This window comes from Pantoea sp. X-Soil-TKNS-1207 (assembly GCF_059730485.1).
The window spans coordinates 604937-620106 of record NZ_AP035960.1; the positions used below are offsets into that span (position 1 = coordinate 604937).

Genomic DNA, 15170 nt, shown 5'->3' on the forward strand with positions numbered 1-15170 from the left:
TCTGTGACAGGCAAAAAAAAACCCTCTCCACTTCCACATAGAGAGGGTGCCTTATCGGCCAACACCAGGGAAATTGCTCCCACTATGCCTAAGTATCACGACTATACCAAAGCACAGTTACGATGACATAATTTATGTCGCCACGCAAACAGAATTTCATGTTCAATTTCCGATAAATCAATGAATTAGCATAATAATTTGATTTTAAAAGCTATTTTCTGCGGAAGAACGTTAACAATAGTGATTAACCTAACTAAGACTACTTACTATGATGAGTAATTCGCCTTGAGCGAGTATCCAGAGATGGGTAAACGACTTTTCCCTTCAGAGCTTTATCAGCCTTTAATCACATTGACTGACTTATTGAGGCATGTGTGTATCGATATATGTGCCTGCGCCTCGAAAATAACGACTATTACAAGGCGTAGCTAAATAGCCTGACGGACGAAGGTCCAGTTCAATCCTGATTTTTGCTCAGTTGAATAAGGAGATTCAGGGCTTTCGGCCATGTGATTGCCGCAACGCCAGCAATAGCAATCGTATGATGTATTGAGACATGCTGAGCCACGCCATATGCGACAATAACCAGCGCCGCAATGACACCATGGATCATATTGCTACTGATTTTTCGTACTGAGAAAGACCCGGGCGAATTAAGGACATTTGCCACAATTCCGGATTCAAGTATTACCAGCACCAATATTAATTCGCTGAAGGGATAGCCATGTAAAAGAGTCATCTTGTCGCCTTTTGTTTTCGATTAGATATGACGGATATATTTCATTGCCCGCTGGCTGTGTGGTTAAAACTCACTATCGCCTAAGGATGAGGTTACTATACCTTGGTATAATAAAACGACGTATTAGCATTCTCTCCGACCTATCGAGAACATTCTCATGAAAAGAGAGAATAAGGATTCTTTAGAAGCAATAGAAAACGGGCACCGATACTGGGCACCCGTTTTATTTAGGGGAGGAGGTTAATAAGAAGGTCTGTCACGATAGACATAATTTAGTGCCACAGGCGCATTAATACCGTCTATCTGACAAGTCTGGCGATACTGTCTGATCGTCCACATTTTGTTATTCTCCTGCCAGGGAACAGGTAATATCAATCTACCCTCGCTGCGATCAACCAGCCATAACGGGTAATCGTGAAAGTCATAGTTCTGCCATCCATATAAACCTTCCCATACGTCCGGAGAACAAAAAATGTAAGGTTTTTTGCCATGCAATCCGTTTAAGCATACCCATTCAAGCAGTGTATGAAACGTTTCTAACACGTCTGCTGAATGGCACCCTTCAGAGCCAGAAACATTCAGCCTCAGCGCCAGTTTATCCAGACTGGGATTAAACTTTATAGCCTTCAGAGCAGAGACAATATTCCGCAGCTGCGTTCTGATATCACCCGATGAGTAAGTGAAGTCATGCCAGGCACCGAGTTCAAACCCGGCATTTCTCGCAGCTTCCCAATGTTTAATGAATAAAGACTCGTGACACCGGGTGCCTTCGCTTATCCTGAAAAAAACATGGGATATACTCGCCGCCTTGATGCTTTCCCATGAAATATCCTCATTGCCATCGCAATAAGGAATTTCTATGCCTTTATCGTAACAATTATTCATCATAGATAACCATCTCGCTTTATGGTTTGACAACACGGTGAGAAATAACTAACAGCTACCGACAAAGGCAAAAATAAAAGATGATTAAAATTACAGTCGTGATTTCTGTCGGAACAGAGTTCTATCGATACTATGTATTATTTGTTTTCACACATCATAATCCAGTTATCGTTAATCAACATAAGCCAGCTGTTACGATCAATGGGTTTAAAGAGCAATGTAAGGTCTTTGCCTTTCTCACCTAAAATGACATAGCCGGGTGGCAGTTTGTCATCATTGAAGATCTTCAGGTCACTAATTTTCGCCTGAATAACGCCTTTTTTTGCCGTAACGGTTTGCAACTGTAATGCTCTGTCGAAAACAATGCCTGTATTTTCCTTATCACTTTTTACACCAAACAGCGTAATTTTATTAGCCTGAGGCCACCAGGTTATCACGCCATTAAACTGATAAGTACTTTGATACTGGTCAATTAAGTTTGCCCCCTGAATGATACTGGAACAAGGTTGTTCCGGACGCTGTGCATTTTCAAAATGGTGCCAGAGCGTCCAGGACAGCAAAGCACCTGCCGAAGCGCAAACAGCAGCCATCAATACGAGGAATAGAGTTCGTATCGACATTTATTCTCCTTAGATAGTTCTCCTTCGCATTCAGCAACCCAAAACTTAGGACCGTTGGAGGCGATGTAGACATTAGTGATCGATTTAGGTAATTTGGCGCGCCGCTGTTCGAGTACTTCGCGGCTTATGCCACGTAATGAACTCAAGTGGAAAGTCACCTCCCCCACATTTGTTTCATACGGAAATGCCTGCTGTGGTTGCTGCGTGAATTTATACATACATGTTAGCAGTGCTGGTAAGACAAAAATAACCGCTCCGAATAATACTAGTTTTTTTTCAGGAAGAAATCGTCCTGAATTCAGCTTTCCCTTACTCACGACAGGCGGAAGAAGTTCGGTCAATGTCTCATGTTCAATGTCTTCGCGTGCAATTTCCCCTTCGCAGATTTCGCTTTCACTGGCTGACGGACACAGCACAGATTCATCCGGTTCCGGACATTTAGCGAGATTCAGGGTAATGCCGTGCCGGGGAATAGTTTTGATCACCGAATATGGCAAACCCGCGATCTGCAGCTTGCGTCGCAGCATTTTTATAAGTTGGTGATAGCTGGACTCTCCAACTATGGTTCCCCGGCTGTGCCATATTTCCTCAATGATCGTTTCTTTCTTGCCTTTACCGCTGATAATCAGCTCAAGCAGACGTCGTTCATTGGGCGTTAAATGTATATCTTCCTGCCCATGGCAAGAAAGACACGAACGTTCTTGAATAAACGTGATTTCTGGCGAGAGTGAGATTTCATTCTGGTTCACAGATGGTTCCTAAATGTAAAAAATCCGATTAATATACATAACATATTGAATTAATTAGGTATCATGCAGGTAAACGCCAAAGCGCACTCTTCTCAAACCGAGAGACATCTTATTTAGAATGGAAAAATAACAAATTAAGCAAAGAAATTACAGCTCCCTCCCTGCCATGAGCATGATTTTTACTGAAATCACACATCACCACCCAATGAGATCGGAGTTTAATATGATTTAAAAATAATAAAAACATGATTTTTCATTAGCATGATAAGAAATGTCGCCTGGCGCATAAGAACAATCTCACTTTTAAATGTGATTTTTTTGTTTTTCATAAAGATGCAGAATCCTCTTACCGTGATAATCAGCGGTAAATTCGCGCCAATTATCTTCTTATCGCACAGATAATGCCAGGATAAATAATTGCATATACGCCATTTTGTTCTAAGGTGTCATATTGACGTTAACACAGCGGCATTGCCATAATGCCCTCGGTTTGGAATTTAGCCATCAACTAACAGCAATACTGGTATATCACCTATTCATCTGCACCTGGCAGGTGGACGCATCCTTTTTAAAAAAATTTGCATATTCTGCATTGAGATTAACCATGAACATTTATCTGGTTTCAGACGATTACTATTTTTCGTACGGTATGAAATCTAAATTTCTTGCTGATAATCAGAAATTTTTTATACAGAAATGGAAAAACTACACCCCGGAGTTTACCCAGGCACATCTCAGACACGGCGATATTTTGCTGCTGGATTCCAGCACCCAAAATTTTGTCGAAAAAAGCATCAGCCATCCCATCATCTCCTGTAAGGTGAACGTTCTGATCCTTTATTCATCCTGCAAGAATCTGTCTCCGATTTTCAAACCTTATGCGAAGGCCCCTAAGAATCTCTCTTTCAGTCACCTGACTATGCTGGTGCATACGATGAAAGATACACCGAAAACGTTGAAATATTGCCCAGGACATCTGACGGCGACGGAGTGCCTCATCATCCGACGTCTTTATGAGCAGGCTTCTCATGCGCAGATTTCAAAAGAACTGGATATATCTATTAAAACCGTTAGCACGCATAAAATTAACGCACTACGTAAATTAGGCGTTCGTAATTTTAATCAACTTTACTTTTCCAGCTAAGTAGTCAACTAATATACTGGTGCATATCTTTTAAATGCATCTGATTCCGTTCTGTTAATTCTCCGTTCATCATCACCGTTGTGGCGATAGTTTATCGCCACAGCATTTCATTATTTAATAAATTCCAATAAACCTCCATCTTTCAGCCATTACTTTTTTCCATTCTCTCAGGATAATCTGTTGTCCTGCTTTGCTGGAATGTCTACCATGCTCATATAAGTTCATCTGCTTACACGTTCCTGTAAATCAGGGAGGGGACATGACATCTCATCGCAAAGGCTATATCTTCTACACACAATCAATGAACACTAAAATATTCATAAATGAAAAATTTAAGGAGGAAAATTGCCATATAATTTACCAGCAATCGTCGCCTCATGACTTACAGACTTTACGCAATTGTTTGCAGGACCTTAATCCTGGCGACACGTTAATATTATGGCGTCTGGATAAAACCATCCCCAAATATCACAACAAAGTTATCTGGTTGACGGAGTTGCTAATGCGCAAGATCCGGGTAATCAGTTTAGCCGATGAATTAACGCTTGATTATACTCCGGAGGCTCCCTCTTCCCGATTCTTTCTTTTCTTAAAAAACAGGCAATTACAACATTCTCTTCCACTCCAGGGTCGTCGTAAAAGTCTTAACCGCGAACAGATGGAAAAGATTTGCCACGCTATTAACAGTAACAATTGCACCATTTCAAGCCAGGCGCGCAAATATGCAATTTCTCGTACAACACTCTACGCCGCGCTGCAACGTTACAAGGAAGGTGAACAACATGGAAAATAAACCATATCAAATGACGGGTTATTGTCGGGGAACGCTGGTCGAACGAAAGGAACAAATACGAAAATTAAAAAAGGCGAGTTGTCATTCGGTAATAGAAGATCCCGATCTGAGTAATGATCTCTGTCCTGCACTGCAGCCAATTTCTGTGTCTGATGTGACGCTTGTGATCACCAATCTCGATATTTTACGCGGCTCGCAATATTTTCAACTTAGCTGGCTACGCAAATGGCTGCTGAAGGGTAATCAAATTATTACCCTTGATGGTGTGATTAATAGCGTCCAGTGGCCGGAAGCAATCTCACTGATTGCTGCGCTGACCGGCCATAATCCCCGCGCCCAGCAGGCACCCTCCGGACGCCCTGCCGGTTTATCGATAGAAGCCCAGCAACTCAAAGAACGCGCTAAAGGAATGTATGCGCAGAAAAAACTCAATTCGAGCCAGTGTGCACGGCGTTTGGGCATCGCCCGCAGCACCTATTATCGCTATCTCAGCCTTAAACAGCACAGGAGTCAGAAGGACTAGCCACAGCCTTTGTTTATCGGATGCGTCTGTCGCCACCGCAAAAACTTGCCTGAAGGAGCAGGCGCATTAGCAGGCAGGCCCGAACCGCTGGTGTGACTGAACAGACGGGCCTGAAAATTCTGTTCCACATCCCCTGGCCGGAGCCACTCTTCCCTATGCCAGGGGCGACGCCCTCCCGAAACATGCTGGCACTCTTCAGCTTTAGGCTGATGAAAACATAAAAACCCGGCTGCGCAACCTGATTTTTCCTACATGGCCCTGTTACAGAGCAGCATGACAGTCCATTTTTACCCCTTGACAATCAAAGGTTAATCGAGCCAGCCGCCTGTTCAGACTTTATTCGTCCCTGATTTGTAGATGTGGGTGACTGGCGGTTTGTCGGCGCTAAGGATAAAAATGAGCCCCATTTAACACAAAGGTAGATGCAGTGAGACGGATGATGAAATGGCTGTGCGGAAGTCTGTTGCTTATTTGTTGTTGTACATTCGCACGGATGCCTGCACTGGAAAAAAAACATATTACCCTGGCCGTCGGTGGGAAAAGCGTTCTCTATCATCTTCCTCTGACCATTGCCGAGCGGCTGGGATATTTTAAAGAAGTTGGTCTGGATGTCCGTATTGTCGATTTTTCCGGTGGTGGAAAAGCGCTACAGGCGCTGATTGGCAGCAGCGCCGATGTCGTCAGCGGTGCTTATGAACACACCATAAAAATGCAGAGTAAACAGCAATATATCACTGCATTTCTGCTTACCAGCCAGGCTCCGCAAATCGTGATAGCAGCGTCATGCAAGACTCTGCCAGCCTGGCATCAACCCTCTGATTTGATTGGCAAGAAAATCGGCATCAGCGCACCAGGCTCGTCAACACATATGGTGGCGAGTTTCTGGCTAATGAAGCATGGGATACGCCCGCAGGATGTTGCCTGGATAGCGGTGGGCACCGGATCGAGCGCGGTCGAGGCCTTACGCTCCGGTAAAATTGATGTTATCGCTCATTCAGAACCGGTCATTTCCCTGCTGGAAAAAAGCCATGACATCCGAATCATTGCCGATACACGTACGGTGGCAGGTAGCGAAGCACTGTTTGGTGGCGAAATGCCCGCCGGCTCCCTGTATACGAAGGAATCTTTTCTGCACAGCAACCCCATCACCGTGCGCGCCCTGACTGAAGCGATGCTCAAATCTCTGCACTGGTTAACCAATGCGACCCCAGAAATGGTTGCAGCAGTCGTGCCTGAAAATTATCTTGCAGGCGATCCGCTGCTCTATCAGCAGGCGTTTCGTAATGTTCAGCCCGCTTTTTCACGCGACGGGCTTTTTTCGCCAGAGGCTCCCGCCACCGCGCTTAAAGCCCTTAGTGCTTTTGATGCCACCATCCACCCGGAAAAGATCGATCTGCTCCGTACCTGGACCAATCAGGATGTGCTGGAGGTGCAACAGCATGAACAACCCTAAAGAGACCACGCCCCCTGCCCTGCAATGTCATGCGGTTTCATATTCCTGTCCGACCGGTAGCGGGGAGAATGAAGTCTGCGTTCTAGCCAATACCACTCTGAGTGTGCAGGCGGGGGAATTCGTGGCCATTGTCGGTCCGAGCGGATGTGGAAAATCGACGCTATTAAATCTTTGTGCCGGGCTGCTATCCCCCTCGTTTGGCCATATTACTTTATTCGGTGAACCATTAACCGGCGTAGATCCGCGCATTGGCTATGTGTTTCAGGACGAGGTATTGATGCCCTGGCTGACGGTGATGGAAAACGTGGTGCTGGGCCTCCACTATCGGGGCATCTATGGTGCTCCGGCAGACGCTCAGGGCCGCGACTGGCTGAAGCGGACCGGATTGAGTCACGTAACCGATTTTTATCCTTCGCAACTTTCTGGCGGGATGCGTAAGCGGGTCGCGCTGGCGCAAACCCTGATTCGCAATCCGCAAATTATCCTGATGGATGAGCCATTCTCCGCACTGGATATCCAGACGCGTCAGCTGATGGAGGAAGAACTTCTGACGCTTTGGGAAAGCAACCGAAGCGCGGTGCTGTTTGTTACCCACGATCTGGATGAAGCCATTACTCTCGCCGACCGGATTATCGTCCTGTCGGCTGGGCCAGAGGCGCATCCCATTCGTGAATTTCCGGTCAGGCTCCCACGTCCGCGTCATGTGGCGAAAATCCGCACGCTTCCAGCGTACATGAAACTTTATCAGAAAATCTGGGATGTGCTGGGAAGTGAAGTCCTGAAAAGTCACCAACAAAGAAAAATATAACATGAAAAATCAGATACATAACGTCGGTGTTATCCTGTCAGGTAAGCTTGCGGTGTCTGCTGTGGCTATCACCCTATGGGAAATCATTTCATGGGATCCGCAGCTGGCCTTTTTCTTTGGTAGCCCGCAACAGGTACTGATGGTGCTCTGGCAATGGTTTAGCGAAGGCGAAGGTAGCCTGGTGGTTGAGCTGGCGAATGAACAACATTTTATGCTGCATTTTCCAGCGCAGATTTATCCACACCTCATCATTACCTTAACTGAAACGCTGCTGGCATTTATTATCGGCACCACACTGGGTCTGCTGATGGGCCTGGTGATCGGCATCAGCCCGCTGGTGACTGCCATCATGTCGCCATACATTAAGGCATTAAACGCGCTGCCCCGAATTATTCTGGCACCGATTTTTGCCATGTGGTTTGGTCTGGGCATATGGTCAAAAGTCGCCTTCGCCATTACCCTGGTGTTCTTTGTGGTGTTCTTTAATGTGACACAGGGGGTGCGCAACGTGAATCCCATGTTGCTGGCCAATGCGCGGATGCTGGGTGCAGGTCGCCGTCAGCTATTGCTGACGGTGTATTTCCCTTCAGCGCTTTGCTGGGTGTTCTCAGGCTTGCGCATCGCTGTTGGTCTGGCTTTTGTTGGCGCAGTGGTGGGTGAATATCTGGGTTCTTCGCAAGGTCTGGGATATCTGATTTTGCAGGCTGAAGGTAATTTTGACATCAATAGCATTATTGCGGGTACCCTCCTGCTGACGTTCTTTGCGCTGCTGCTCGATTATGCCGTCAATTTGATTGAACGTCAGATGCTGAAGTACCGGTCATATGGGGCTTAAGTAGCCCCTTTTGTGCGCAGGTAATCTTTAAAAGCCGCGACAGGCAGGGGTTTCGAAAAAAGATATCCCTGAAGAGATATATCACCCTGCTGTTGCAGAAAACTTGCCTGTTGTTCGGTTTCCACCCCTTCCGCAATCACTGATGCGTTAATTCTTTCCGCCAGGTCAAGGATATTACCAATGATGTCCTGGCAGACAGGATTGCTGCCAATACCAGAAACAAACATCTTATCGATTTTCAACAGGTCAACATTAACATGATGCAGAATTTCCAGCGTTGAATAGCCGGTGCCAAAGTCGTCGAGAGCAAAAAGAACGCCCTCCTCCTGCAACTTGCGAATGTTGTCTTTGACATGCTGACTGGCAACAACAATTTCCCGCTCGGTAATTTCCAGTGCCAGTTTTATTTTCTCGTTCAGATTCGTAAGCAGATAACTCAAATCACGCAGCAAATCAGGCGACTGTAAATGCTGCGCACTAATGTTCAAACTAATATAGAAGGGCTCCGCAGGATGAAAGTCCTTAAGGAAGTCATCAGTGACCTGGGCAATAAGTTTTTTCGTCATTGGAATAATTAGCCCGGATTGTTCCGCCAGGGGAATAAACTGATTTGGAGGGATAATCCCCTCTCTGCCTACCCACCTGACCAATACTTCGCAGCCGACTACCCGCCTGCCGTTCGCTTTTATGATCGGTTGAAACCAGGCTTGAATCTCCCCGTTTTCTATAGCATTTTCCAGCAGCTGTCGCGGAGAGCCGTTGTTAGGCGCCCCACGATAGCAGGCGTAACCTGCTATCGCAGACAGTGAAAACAGTAAAAACATCATCATCCTGTTGTATTTCATACCGGCGCTCAATACGTCTCGCCGGGTAAAATTGCTGTACAGCTGATAGTGATACAATGATGAAATTAATCGCAGGTTATGTGCAGAACGGTACTTATCAAGATAAATAACGCCATCCTTTCCCATCCAGCCGCTCTCTGTAACCAATACAACAGGCAGTAAAGCCGAAGCTGACTCCAGAATATTTTTAAAATAATAGCCATCGGTACTGGTATAAACACCGAACCTTCCCTGCTGACGCAAGGAAATAATAAACGGATGTCCGGGTAAATCTTTAACCTGAGAGGAAAGATAGAGCGCATGATTTCCTCTTATCTCTTCGCCAGTGCTCACTTCTCCCAGCAACGATGAGCAATACACTACCCCGTCAGCGGTTAACTCAATGTTTCCGATGTTAGGTGTGATCGCCAGGCGTTTCCGCAGCTGCAGCACAGTCTCAGATGTGCAGGGCGCGCCCATCAGACCAGCGAGAGCATTTTCCGCCGTTGCGACATTGCTGAAAATAGCGTTGAGTTGCCTGTCTGCGAGCGCCATATTGCTATTTTGCTGATTTTTAAGCCAGGCACTGGTTTGCATGTAAATGAAAAAAATGAAACAGATAAGCACAAAAGAAAGGTCAATAGCCCAAGTGCGATCCTCACAAAATGTCCTGAGCGATTTCGGGTCATAGCATCTGTCTTCTTATTTATGGTTATCTATTGAGATTTTAATCATTTTTTTCATGCTCACCTGTGCGCATTCTCACAGTAAGAGGGATTATCAGGGCCGGATGTTCGTCGATAATTTCTTTATATATCAGCTTAACGTTGACCAGGTTGGTGTTTTTCAATTATGGAGAGCTGGCGTGATTTCCATGGATTGCTAATCGTAGCTTCGGTTAATTCGATGTTCGTTACTATGCTGTCAGACTTGTTGCTTTACGGTTCAGATATGCCTGTTTTCTCTCATACTGTAGAGCGCCTGGAAGTTTTGATCATGTATGTTGTTGAATGACAGCGAGCGACGGCAATTTGTTTTTATATTCAATGATAAACACCTTATCGTCATCGTCGGCCTGCACATTATCAATCTGAAGATATCATGATATTTTTATGAATATATCTCGCTCTTAGCAGCCCTTTAGGGGTTATGGCTCCCTCTCCTTTTTGGATTATCTCCATAGCCGTTTTATCTAAAATTATGTTATCGCTAACCACGTGCAGAGACTCTCAGAACCTTATACTGGGTGCGTTTAGCCTTTGGCTCGTGGAATGCTGTAGCAAAGCGATGGGCAAGACCTTATATCTGCAGTCAGCTGATAATTTCCCCGTAACTTCTTTTGGGTGTCGCAGTAGCATAATCTAATGCATATTTGTAATATCACTTTTATCATCAACCCACATCCTGTGGAGTTCAGGTGAAATTTATGAAAATAATAATTCACTGATTATATAAATCGCTTCTTTATTACTTTAGCGACAGAAATAAATATTTTTTCCGCATATAAATCATAGAGTTAATACGCGGAATACTATGTTGGTTCCGCGATGGCCCTTTTTTCTCTGAGTTGAATAAATATTCAAACTTCGGATAAGGATTGAGAGAGAGGCTGGAAGCGTAAACTATGTATAGCGGTTCAGCTTAGCCAGTTAGTTGTTTTAGAATGATCCATCCGCATCGATTCATAAAACACGGCTTAACAAAGCCCATAATGTTCTGGTTTATCATTTCGCAGAATTGACTATATGTTGTAGACAGCTAGCCCCCTTCCCTTACCTCTGATGAGAGACTATTCATCTGCCTCCATGGTTCACCTCATCTCTGTCATCATCAATGATCATGCCTGATAGAAGTTCTAAAGCGGCAGATAAAATGATATTTGAACGATCCTGTTTTTTGTATGTGAGTTAACTCAAAAACTGAGTTACCTATAGCCCAATGACCTTATCAGCCAGCAACGGGATAGGATAGCGACTTTCTAACATAGAACTACGTATGCATTTTTCTAAAATGCTTTTCCCAGGCGTATTTCTTAGAGAGCTAACGCAGTGTTTTGATGTCCATCGTAAGAGAAATGATATTGTCGAATATACTTACTGGTATTAAAAAAGTGTTTCGCTTTACCCGTGCGGCAGCTTAGGGGTTTCGAAATTGTAAGTTGAAAGCATCACTGCTGTAGATGAACCCTGGTGCCATTCTGGACGATGATTCTTCTATAAGTGGCAAACGAGTAATGCAACATGGAATGTTTTATTATGCTCACCCTGCCCTCTTCTCTTCATCATCGCTGTTCCTGCCCCATAATTCTTTTCACTTTGTTATGTTCAGGACGGTAGATGAATCACGGGTTTCTGATAAGTCGTACATTTTATTTTCACCACACCAAAACTTACGTAACTGATTGATTTAGCAGTATATGATTGGACATTTTCAGCCTGAAAACTCCTTTTACTGACTGTATCATTGATTCTTTTGTGCAGCGGGTATGTTACGCGTTTTGTAACGTCAATTATCAAGGATAAAAGTAACAAATGTTCGCTACGTTCAATTTAGCGATATGGTCCCTTACACACCTATCTTGTGTGAATCTGATGTCCTGTAGAATTTTGTTAAAGATATTAACTTGTATCAGGAAGCCAGAATCCTCTCTTTTGTTAAGCTTATCTTTTTATACTGCTATTTTTTATCAACAGCCTTACTAAGACATAAATTTTTAGGTTTCCCATAATTCAATATTATTACTTACATGTGCTAATCAAATTTTTGCCAAAGGAAAAAAACATTTCTCTGTGTTTTTGATGATACAGTCCAATTATCTCAAGGTTATGGATAACGTTTGTCATCAGGTTTAATTAAAAAATTGCTTTCTCAACAGCCCACCTACTCAGGAGACTCAGCTAATCTCTTTCCAATATAATTTTCCCACTTTAGTAAGCTAATAAATTCAATTGCTCATAGTGCCCTCCTGGCCTTGTCGATTACTGACGTCTGTCCTAATCGCAGAAGATGATTGCTAATCAAGATCTGTTGAAGCACTTATCTTATTTTTGTTTAAGTCATTTATAATGTTTAACGTAGCACTACGTACTATCCAGTATGAATCAATTCAAATATACTCAGTGCTTGCCTTCTCATGTAAGGCCTGACAGTCTTTTCCTAAGCATTCCCAGAAATACTCATCACCAGCCTGATCTTCATCTAAATCATTGAAAATAATCATTATTATCTGTTATTTTCAGCCTGAAAACTCCACCTAGAATGATGTGCTAATACACTTTTGAAAATATAAATATAAACATATAGCGATATTGCTGGTTCAAATTAATAAATTGTTGTGTTGTACTAACTTTATCGACGTTTGTTAAAACATACATAATTGCGACGAACCTTTGCCAATCTGGTAAATTGATAATGCATGCAACGCTATTATTGTTATCAGATTATTCATCACTCAACATGGAATAGCTTTAAGAATGGTGGAGTACATTTGTTGCTGAATTCGCTGATTAATAGCGCATTTTATTAGCATAGATTTATATCCGCAGGAGCTTTCTTTAGCTGGCACGAGAATTGATAGCTACAACTAAGCGTCTAACTCACCTGAGGAAATTTATAACTGCGCACCGAAATTTATTAATCATTAGTACGATAACCTTTTAAGTTTGTACCGAATATCACCATTCAACCCTATTTAATTCTTACGTATAAATCCAGCTATAATATTTTACCCTCCATGCTCATTGTCTCCGTAATGAGATACAGAGCTATTAGACAATGTTTGTAAACCGGAACTATTATCTGTCTTCTTGTATGAGTTTCTTATTTCAACATCTTATCCAGATACCACGTTTTAAATCCAATATCTATGCAGGATTGCCAATTTCATTGTTTGGGAAATGTATTCACTATTAATCTGCCCAAAATCTCCTGATGCACATTTTTCTATATTGCTTCTGGCGTTTATTGCTCCTTTCGTATTTGGCCACTGCGGAGCACTATTTATTCTCCCCAGTTAATATGTATATAAGAAATGATATCAACGTACTGTGTGATTGCATTTACAAATAATTGGAGATTATCCCGATTGTAGCGAAGAGAAACGTTCTTTTGATCAAAAATGAAATTGATATTGCACGTTATCTCCTTGCCATTATTGAAATTTACGCAAATCACAATTTGTGAGTAGGTATCTCAGAGAACTTTACTGATGTGGGGTATAACGGCTATTCGTCAAGGCCGGAAGTTAGAATGCAATTTTCTATTAAGCATTTTAATAGTTATCGAAGATTTTATCTTTTGTGAATAGAGAATTTATGCCGAGTGCATTTCAATCTTTTAGAAAAAATTTAATATGAATTAAGTAGCAAGATTTCTTTGGTTTAGAAAGGGCAGAGGCTTCTTACGCAATTTACTCCAAAGAAAAAACTTTTAACTAACTGATTTGTAGTGTTTTTTTAGATATTTTCATGCTGAAAACGCCATCATCTTTAACAGTCACTTTCGCTTATCCTTTTTACCTTCTTCTCAACATGGATTTATAAATCAGAGTCTGAAATGAACTTTAATTTCTATATTTAAAGTAATTAAATAACGGCATTGCTGAAATCGTGAGTTTTGATAGTTCTTGAAGAAAGTAAAATATCGTTATACAGGGAGGAGAAGGGAAGTGGCATAGACACGATTTATCATTAAAAGATGTATGGATTTTAACTGGCGTAATTACACAGTCAGTCATCAAGTTAGAAATCTACTTAAGGAATGATTTTAAAATAGATAAAGAGCTATTTGAACCCAATAGCTTATTAATGTTAATCATCTGAAGCGAACATTATAGATGTGTTGATCACTCCTTTGTGAATAGCATAAAAGTCTAAAATTAATGCTACTGTGGAATCGAGACTATCCTTGATGAGGAAGGGGGATTAATAGATTATCAGCAACCTAATCTAAATATAAAGAATGTCCTGCCTTAACTTGCGTTGTTTTTTGAAAAAAATAGCATTAATAAAATAATTGGCAATCCTTATAGAAGGATTAGAAGGAAATACAGGTAATGTCAGATGCCGGTGATATTAAGCTTATATTGTTCATAATTACAATAAAATCATATGGTTGCTAACGAACTGCCTGTTGAGGAAAATGAAGTGATGAATAATCTGGTCATTCAAGATGTTGGTTTGTCTTAAGAATCAAAATGCCCTATGAACGCTACAAGATAGTCCATTTCCAATTTAATAGTTATTCATTGGAGTAATGTATCATTGAGAGAATAAATCGAAAAAAGAAACTGAGTATCTGGAGAAGGGAAGGGCGGAGTGCTTTTCTTATACGAACAATATAAGTATAAGTGTATGTAGACCAAAATAACGTTTGTTTGGTTAATTTCTATACCAAACTCAGTTCTTACTTGTAACTTATTGAAAATAATAGAATTTATAGAATGGTTGAAGTAATAGCAGTCTTGCACTGTGTTTTTCAGCAGAGCAATACATATGTTGTCTGAAAACGAGCTTGCTGATTTTCTTCAATGAAGACGCCAAACTTTGCAGCTATTTCAAAAGTTATACTCGTTATCCACAGGGTAGATCTAATTAAGTGGATCTTATATGGATCTAATAGTGATCTTATATATGATCTATTTAAAGATCTTAAGGATCTAAGGTCGGGAAAGTTTTTATTTATCAGTGAATTATAGCACTTTTTGTTCCTCTGAATATGCATTTTGTTCCTCTGAATATGTGATCCGTTCCTCTAAAAATGCAATCTGTTCCTCTAAAAATGCTATGCGTTCCTCTGG

Annotated in this window: 11 protein-coding genes; 6 read left to right on the plus strand and 5 right to left on the minus strand. The window is 42.2% G+C overall.

Going from position 1 to position 15170, the window contains the following annotated elements; translation table 11 throughout:
* Nucleotides 1-457: 457 nt before the first annotated feature.
* The 4 genes from AC6I8V_RS25855 to AC6I8V_RS25870 all read right to left on the minus strand — a co-directional run bounded on the left by AC6I8V_RS25855 (nt 458) and on the right by AC6I8V_RS25870 (nt 2993).
* Nucleotides 458-739, minus strand: a complete 282-nt coding sequence (locus AC6I8V_RS25855) for a hypothetical protein (RefSeq protein WP_497846796.1) — start codon at nt 737-739, stop codon at nt 458-460.
* 240 nt (nt 740-979) lie between these two features.
* Nucleotides 980-1627, minus strand: a complete 648-nt coding sequence (locus AC6I8V_RS25860; protein ID WP_497846797.1) for a GH25 family lysozyme — start codon at nt 1625-1627, stop codon at nt 980-982.
* A gap of 134 nt (nt 1628-1761) precedes the next feature.
* Nucleotides 1762-2244 carry a hypothetical protein gene (locus AC6I8V_RS25865; protein WP_497846798.1) on the minus strand — a complete coding sequence of 161 codons (483 nt, stop codon included), beginning with the start codon at nt 2242-2244 and terminating at the stop codon, nt 1762-1764.
* Entirely contained in the window at nt 2214-2993 is a 780-nt protein-coding gene (locus AC6I8V_RS25870) for a winged helix-turn-helix domain-containing protein (protein WP_497846799.1), read from the minus strand. The genes AC6I8V_RS25865 and AC6I8V_RS25870 overlap by 31 nt, the downstream gene beginning before the upstream one ends.
* Nucleotides 2994-3444: 451 nt before the next feature.
* Between AC6I8V_RS25870 and AC6I8V_RS25875 the strand changes: the two genes are divergently transcribed.
* From AC6I8V_RS25875 to AC6I8V_RS25900, 6 genes are all read left to right on the plus strand, one after another.
* The gene (locus tag AC6I8V_RS25875; RefSeq protein WP_497846800.1) at nt 3445-4137 is read left to right on the plus strand and encodes a helix-turn-helix domain-containing protein; all 693 of its coding nucleotides are present in this window, start codon (nt 3445-3447) and stop codon (nt 4135-4137) included.
* 259 nt (nt 4138-4396) lie between these two features.
* Entirely contained in the window at nt 4397-4930 is a 534-nt protein-coding gene (locus AC6I8V_RS25880; protein WP_497846801.1) for a hypothetical protein, read from the plus strand.
* Nucleotides 4920-5453: a hypothetical protein gene (locus tag AC6I8V_RS25885; protein ID WP_497846802.1), complete on the plus strand. Its 534-nt coding sequence runs from the start codon at nt 4920-4922 to the stop codon at nt 5451-5453. Before AC6I8V_RS25880 ends, AC6I8V_RS25885 begins: the two co-directional genes overlap by 11 nt.
* Before the next feature lie 436 nt (nt 5454-5889).
* The gene (locus AC6I8V_RS25890) at nt 5890-6906 is read left to right on the plus strand and encodes an ABC transporter substrate-binding protein (protein WP_497846803.1); all 1017 of its coding nucleotides are present in this window, start codon (nt 5890-5892) and stop codon (nt 6904-6906) included.
* Nucleotides 6893-7714: an ABC transporter ATP-binding protein gene (locus tag AC6I8V_RS25895; RefSeq protein ID WP_497846804.1), complete on the plus strand. Its 822-nt coding sequence runs from the start codon at nt 6893-6895 to the stop codon at nt 7712-7714. Before AC6I8V_RS25890 ends, AC6I8V_RS25895 begins: the two co-directional genes overlap by 14 nt.
* Nucleotide 7715: 1 nt before the next feature.
* Nucleotides 7716-8549 carry an ABC transporter permease gene (locus tag AC6I8V_RS25900; protein WP_497846805.1) on the plus strand — a complete coding sequence of 278 codons (834 nt, stop codon included), beginning with the start codon at nt 7716-7718 and terminating at the stop codon, nt 8547-8549.
* Here AC6I8V_RS25900 and AC6I8V_RS25905 read toward each other — a convergent pair.
* Entirely contained in the window at nt 8546-9970 is a 1425-nt protein-coding gene (locus tag AC6I8V_RS25905) for an EAL domain-containing protein (protein ID WP_497846806.1), read from the minus strand. The two genes, AC6I8V_RS25900 and AC6I8V_RS25905, sit on opposite strands and share 4 nt — an antisense overlap.
* Nucleotides 9971-15170 lie beyond the last annotated feature (5200 nt).

What these genes read in the sequence shown, in the direction of transcription:
- AC6I8V_RS25855 (WP_497846796.1), bottom strand. Translation starts at nt 739, where the DNA reads ATGACTCTTTTACATGGCTATCCCTTCAGCGAATTAATATTGGTGCTG.
- AC6I8V_RS25860 (WP_497846797.1), bottom strand. Translation starts at nt 1,627, where the DNA reads ATGATGAATAATTGTTACGATAAAGGCATAGAAATTCCTTATTGCGAT.
- AC6I8V_RS25865 (WP_497846798.1), bottom strand. Translation starts at nt 2,244, where the DNA reads ATGTCGATACGAACTCTATTCCTCGTATTGATGGCTGCTGTTTGCGCT.
- AC6I8V_RS25880 (WP_497846801.1), top strand. Translation starts at nt 4,397, where the DNA reads ATGACATCTCATCGCAAAGGCTATATCTTCTACACACAATCAATGAAC.
- AC6I8V_RS25885 (WP_497846802.1), top strand. Translation starts at nt 4,920, where the DNA reads ATGGAAAATAAACCATATCAAATGACGGGTTATTGTCGGGGAACGCTG.
- AC6I8V_RS25890 (WP_497846803.1), top strand. Translation starts at nt 5,890, where the DNA reads ATGATGAAATGGCTGTGCGGAAGTCTGTTGCTTATTTGTTGTTGTACA.
- AC6I8V_RS25895 (WP_497846804.1), top strand. Translation starts at nt 6,893, where the DNA reads ATGAACAACCCTAAAGAGACCACGCCCCCTGCCCTGCAATGTCATGCG.
- AC6I8V_RS25900 (WP_497846805.1), top strand. Translation starts at nt 7,716, where the DNA reads ATGAAAAATCAGATACATAACGTCGGTGTTATCCTGTCAGGTAAGCTT.
- AC6I8V_RS25905 (WP_497846806.1), bottom strand. Translation starts at nt 9,970, where the DNA reads ATGCAAACCAGTGCCTGGCTTAAAAATCAGCAAAATAGCAATATGGCG.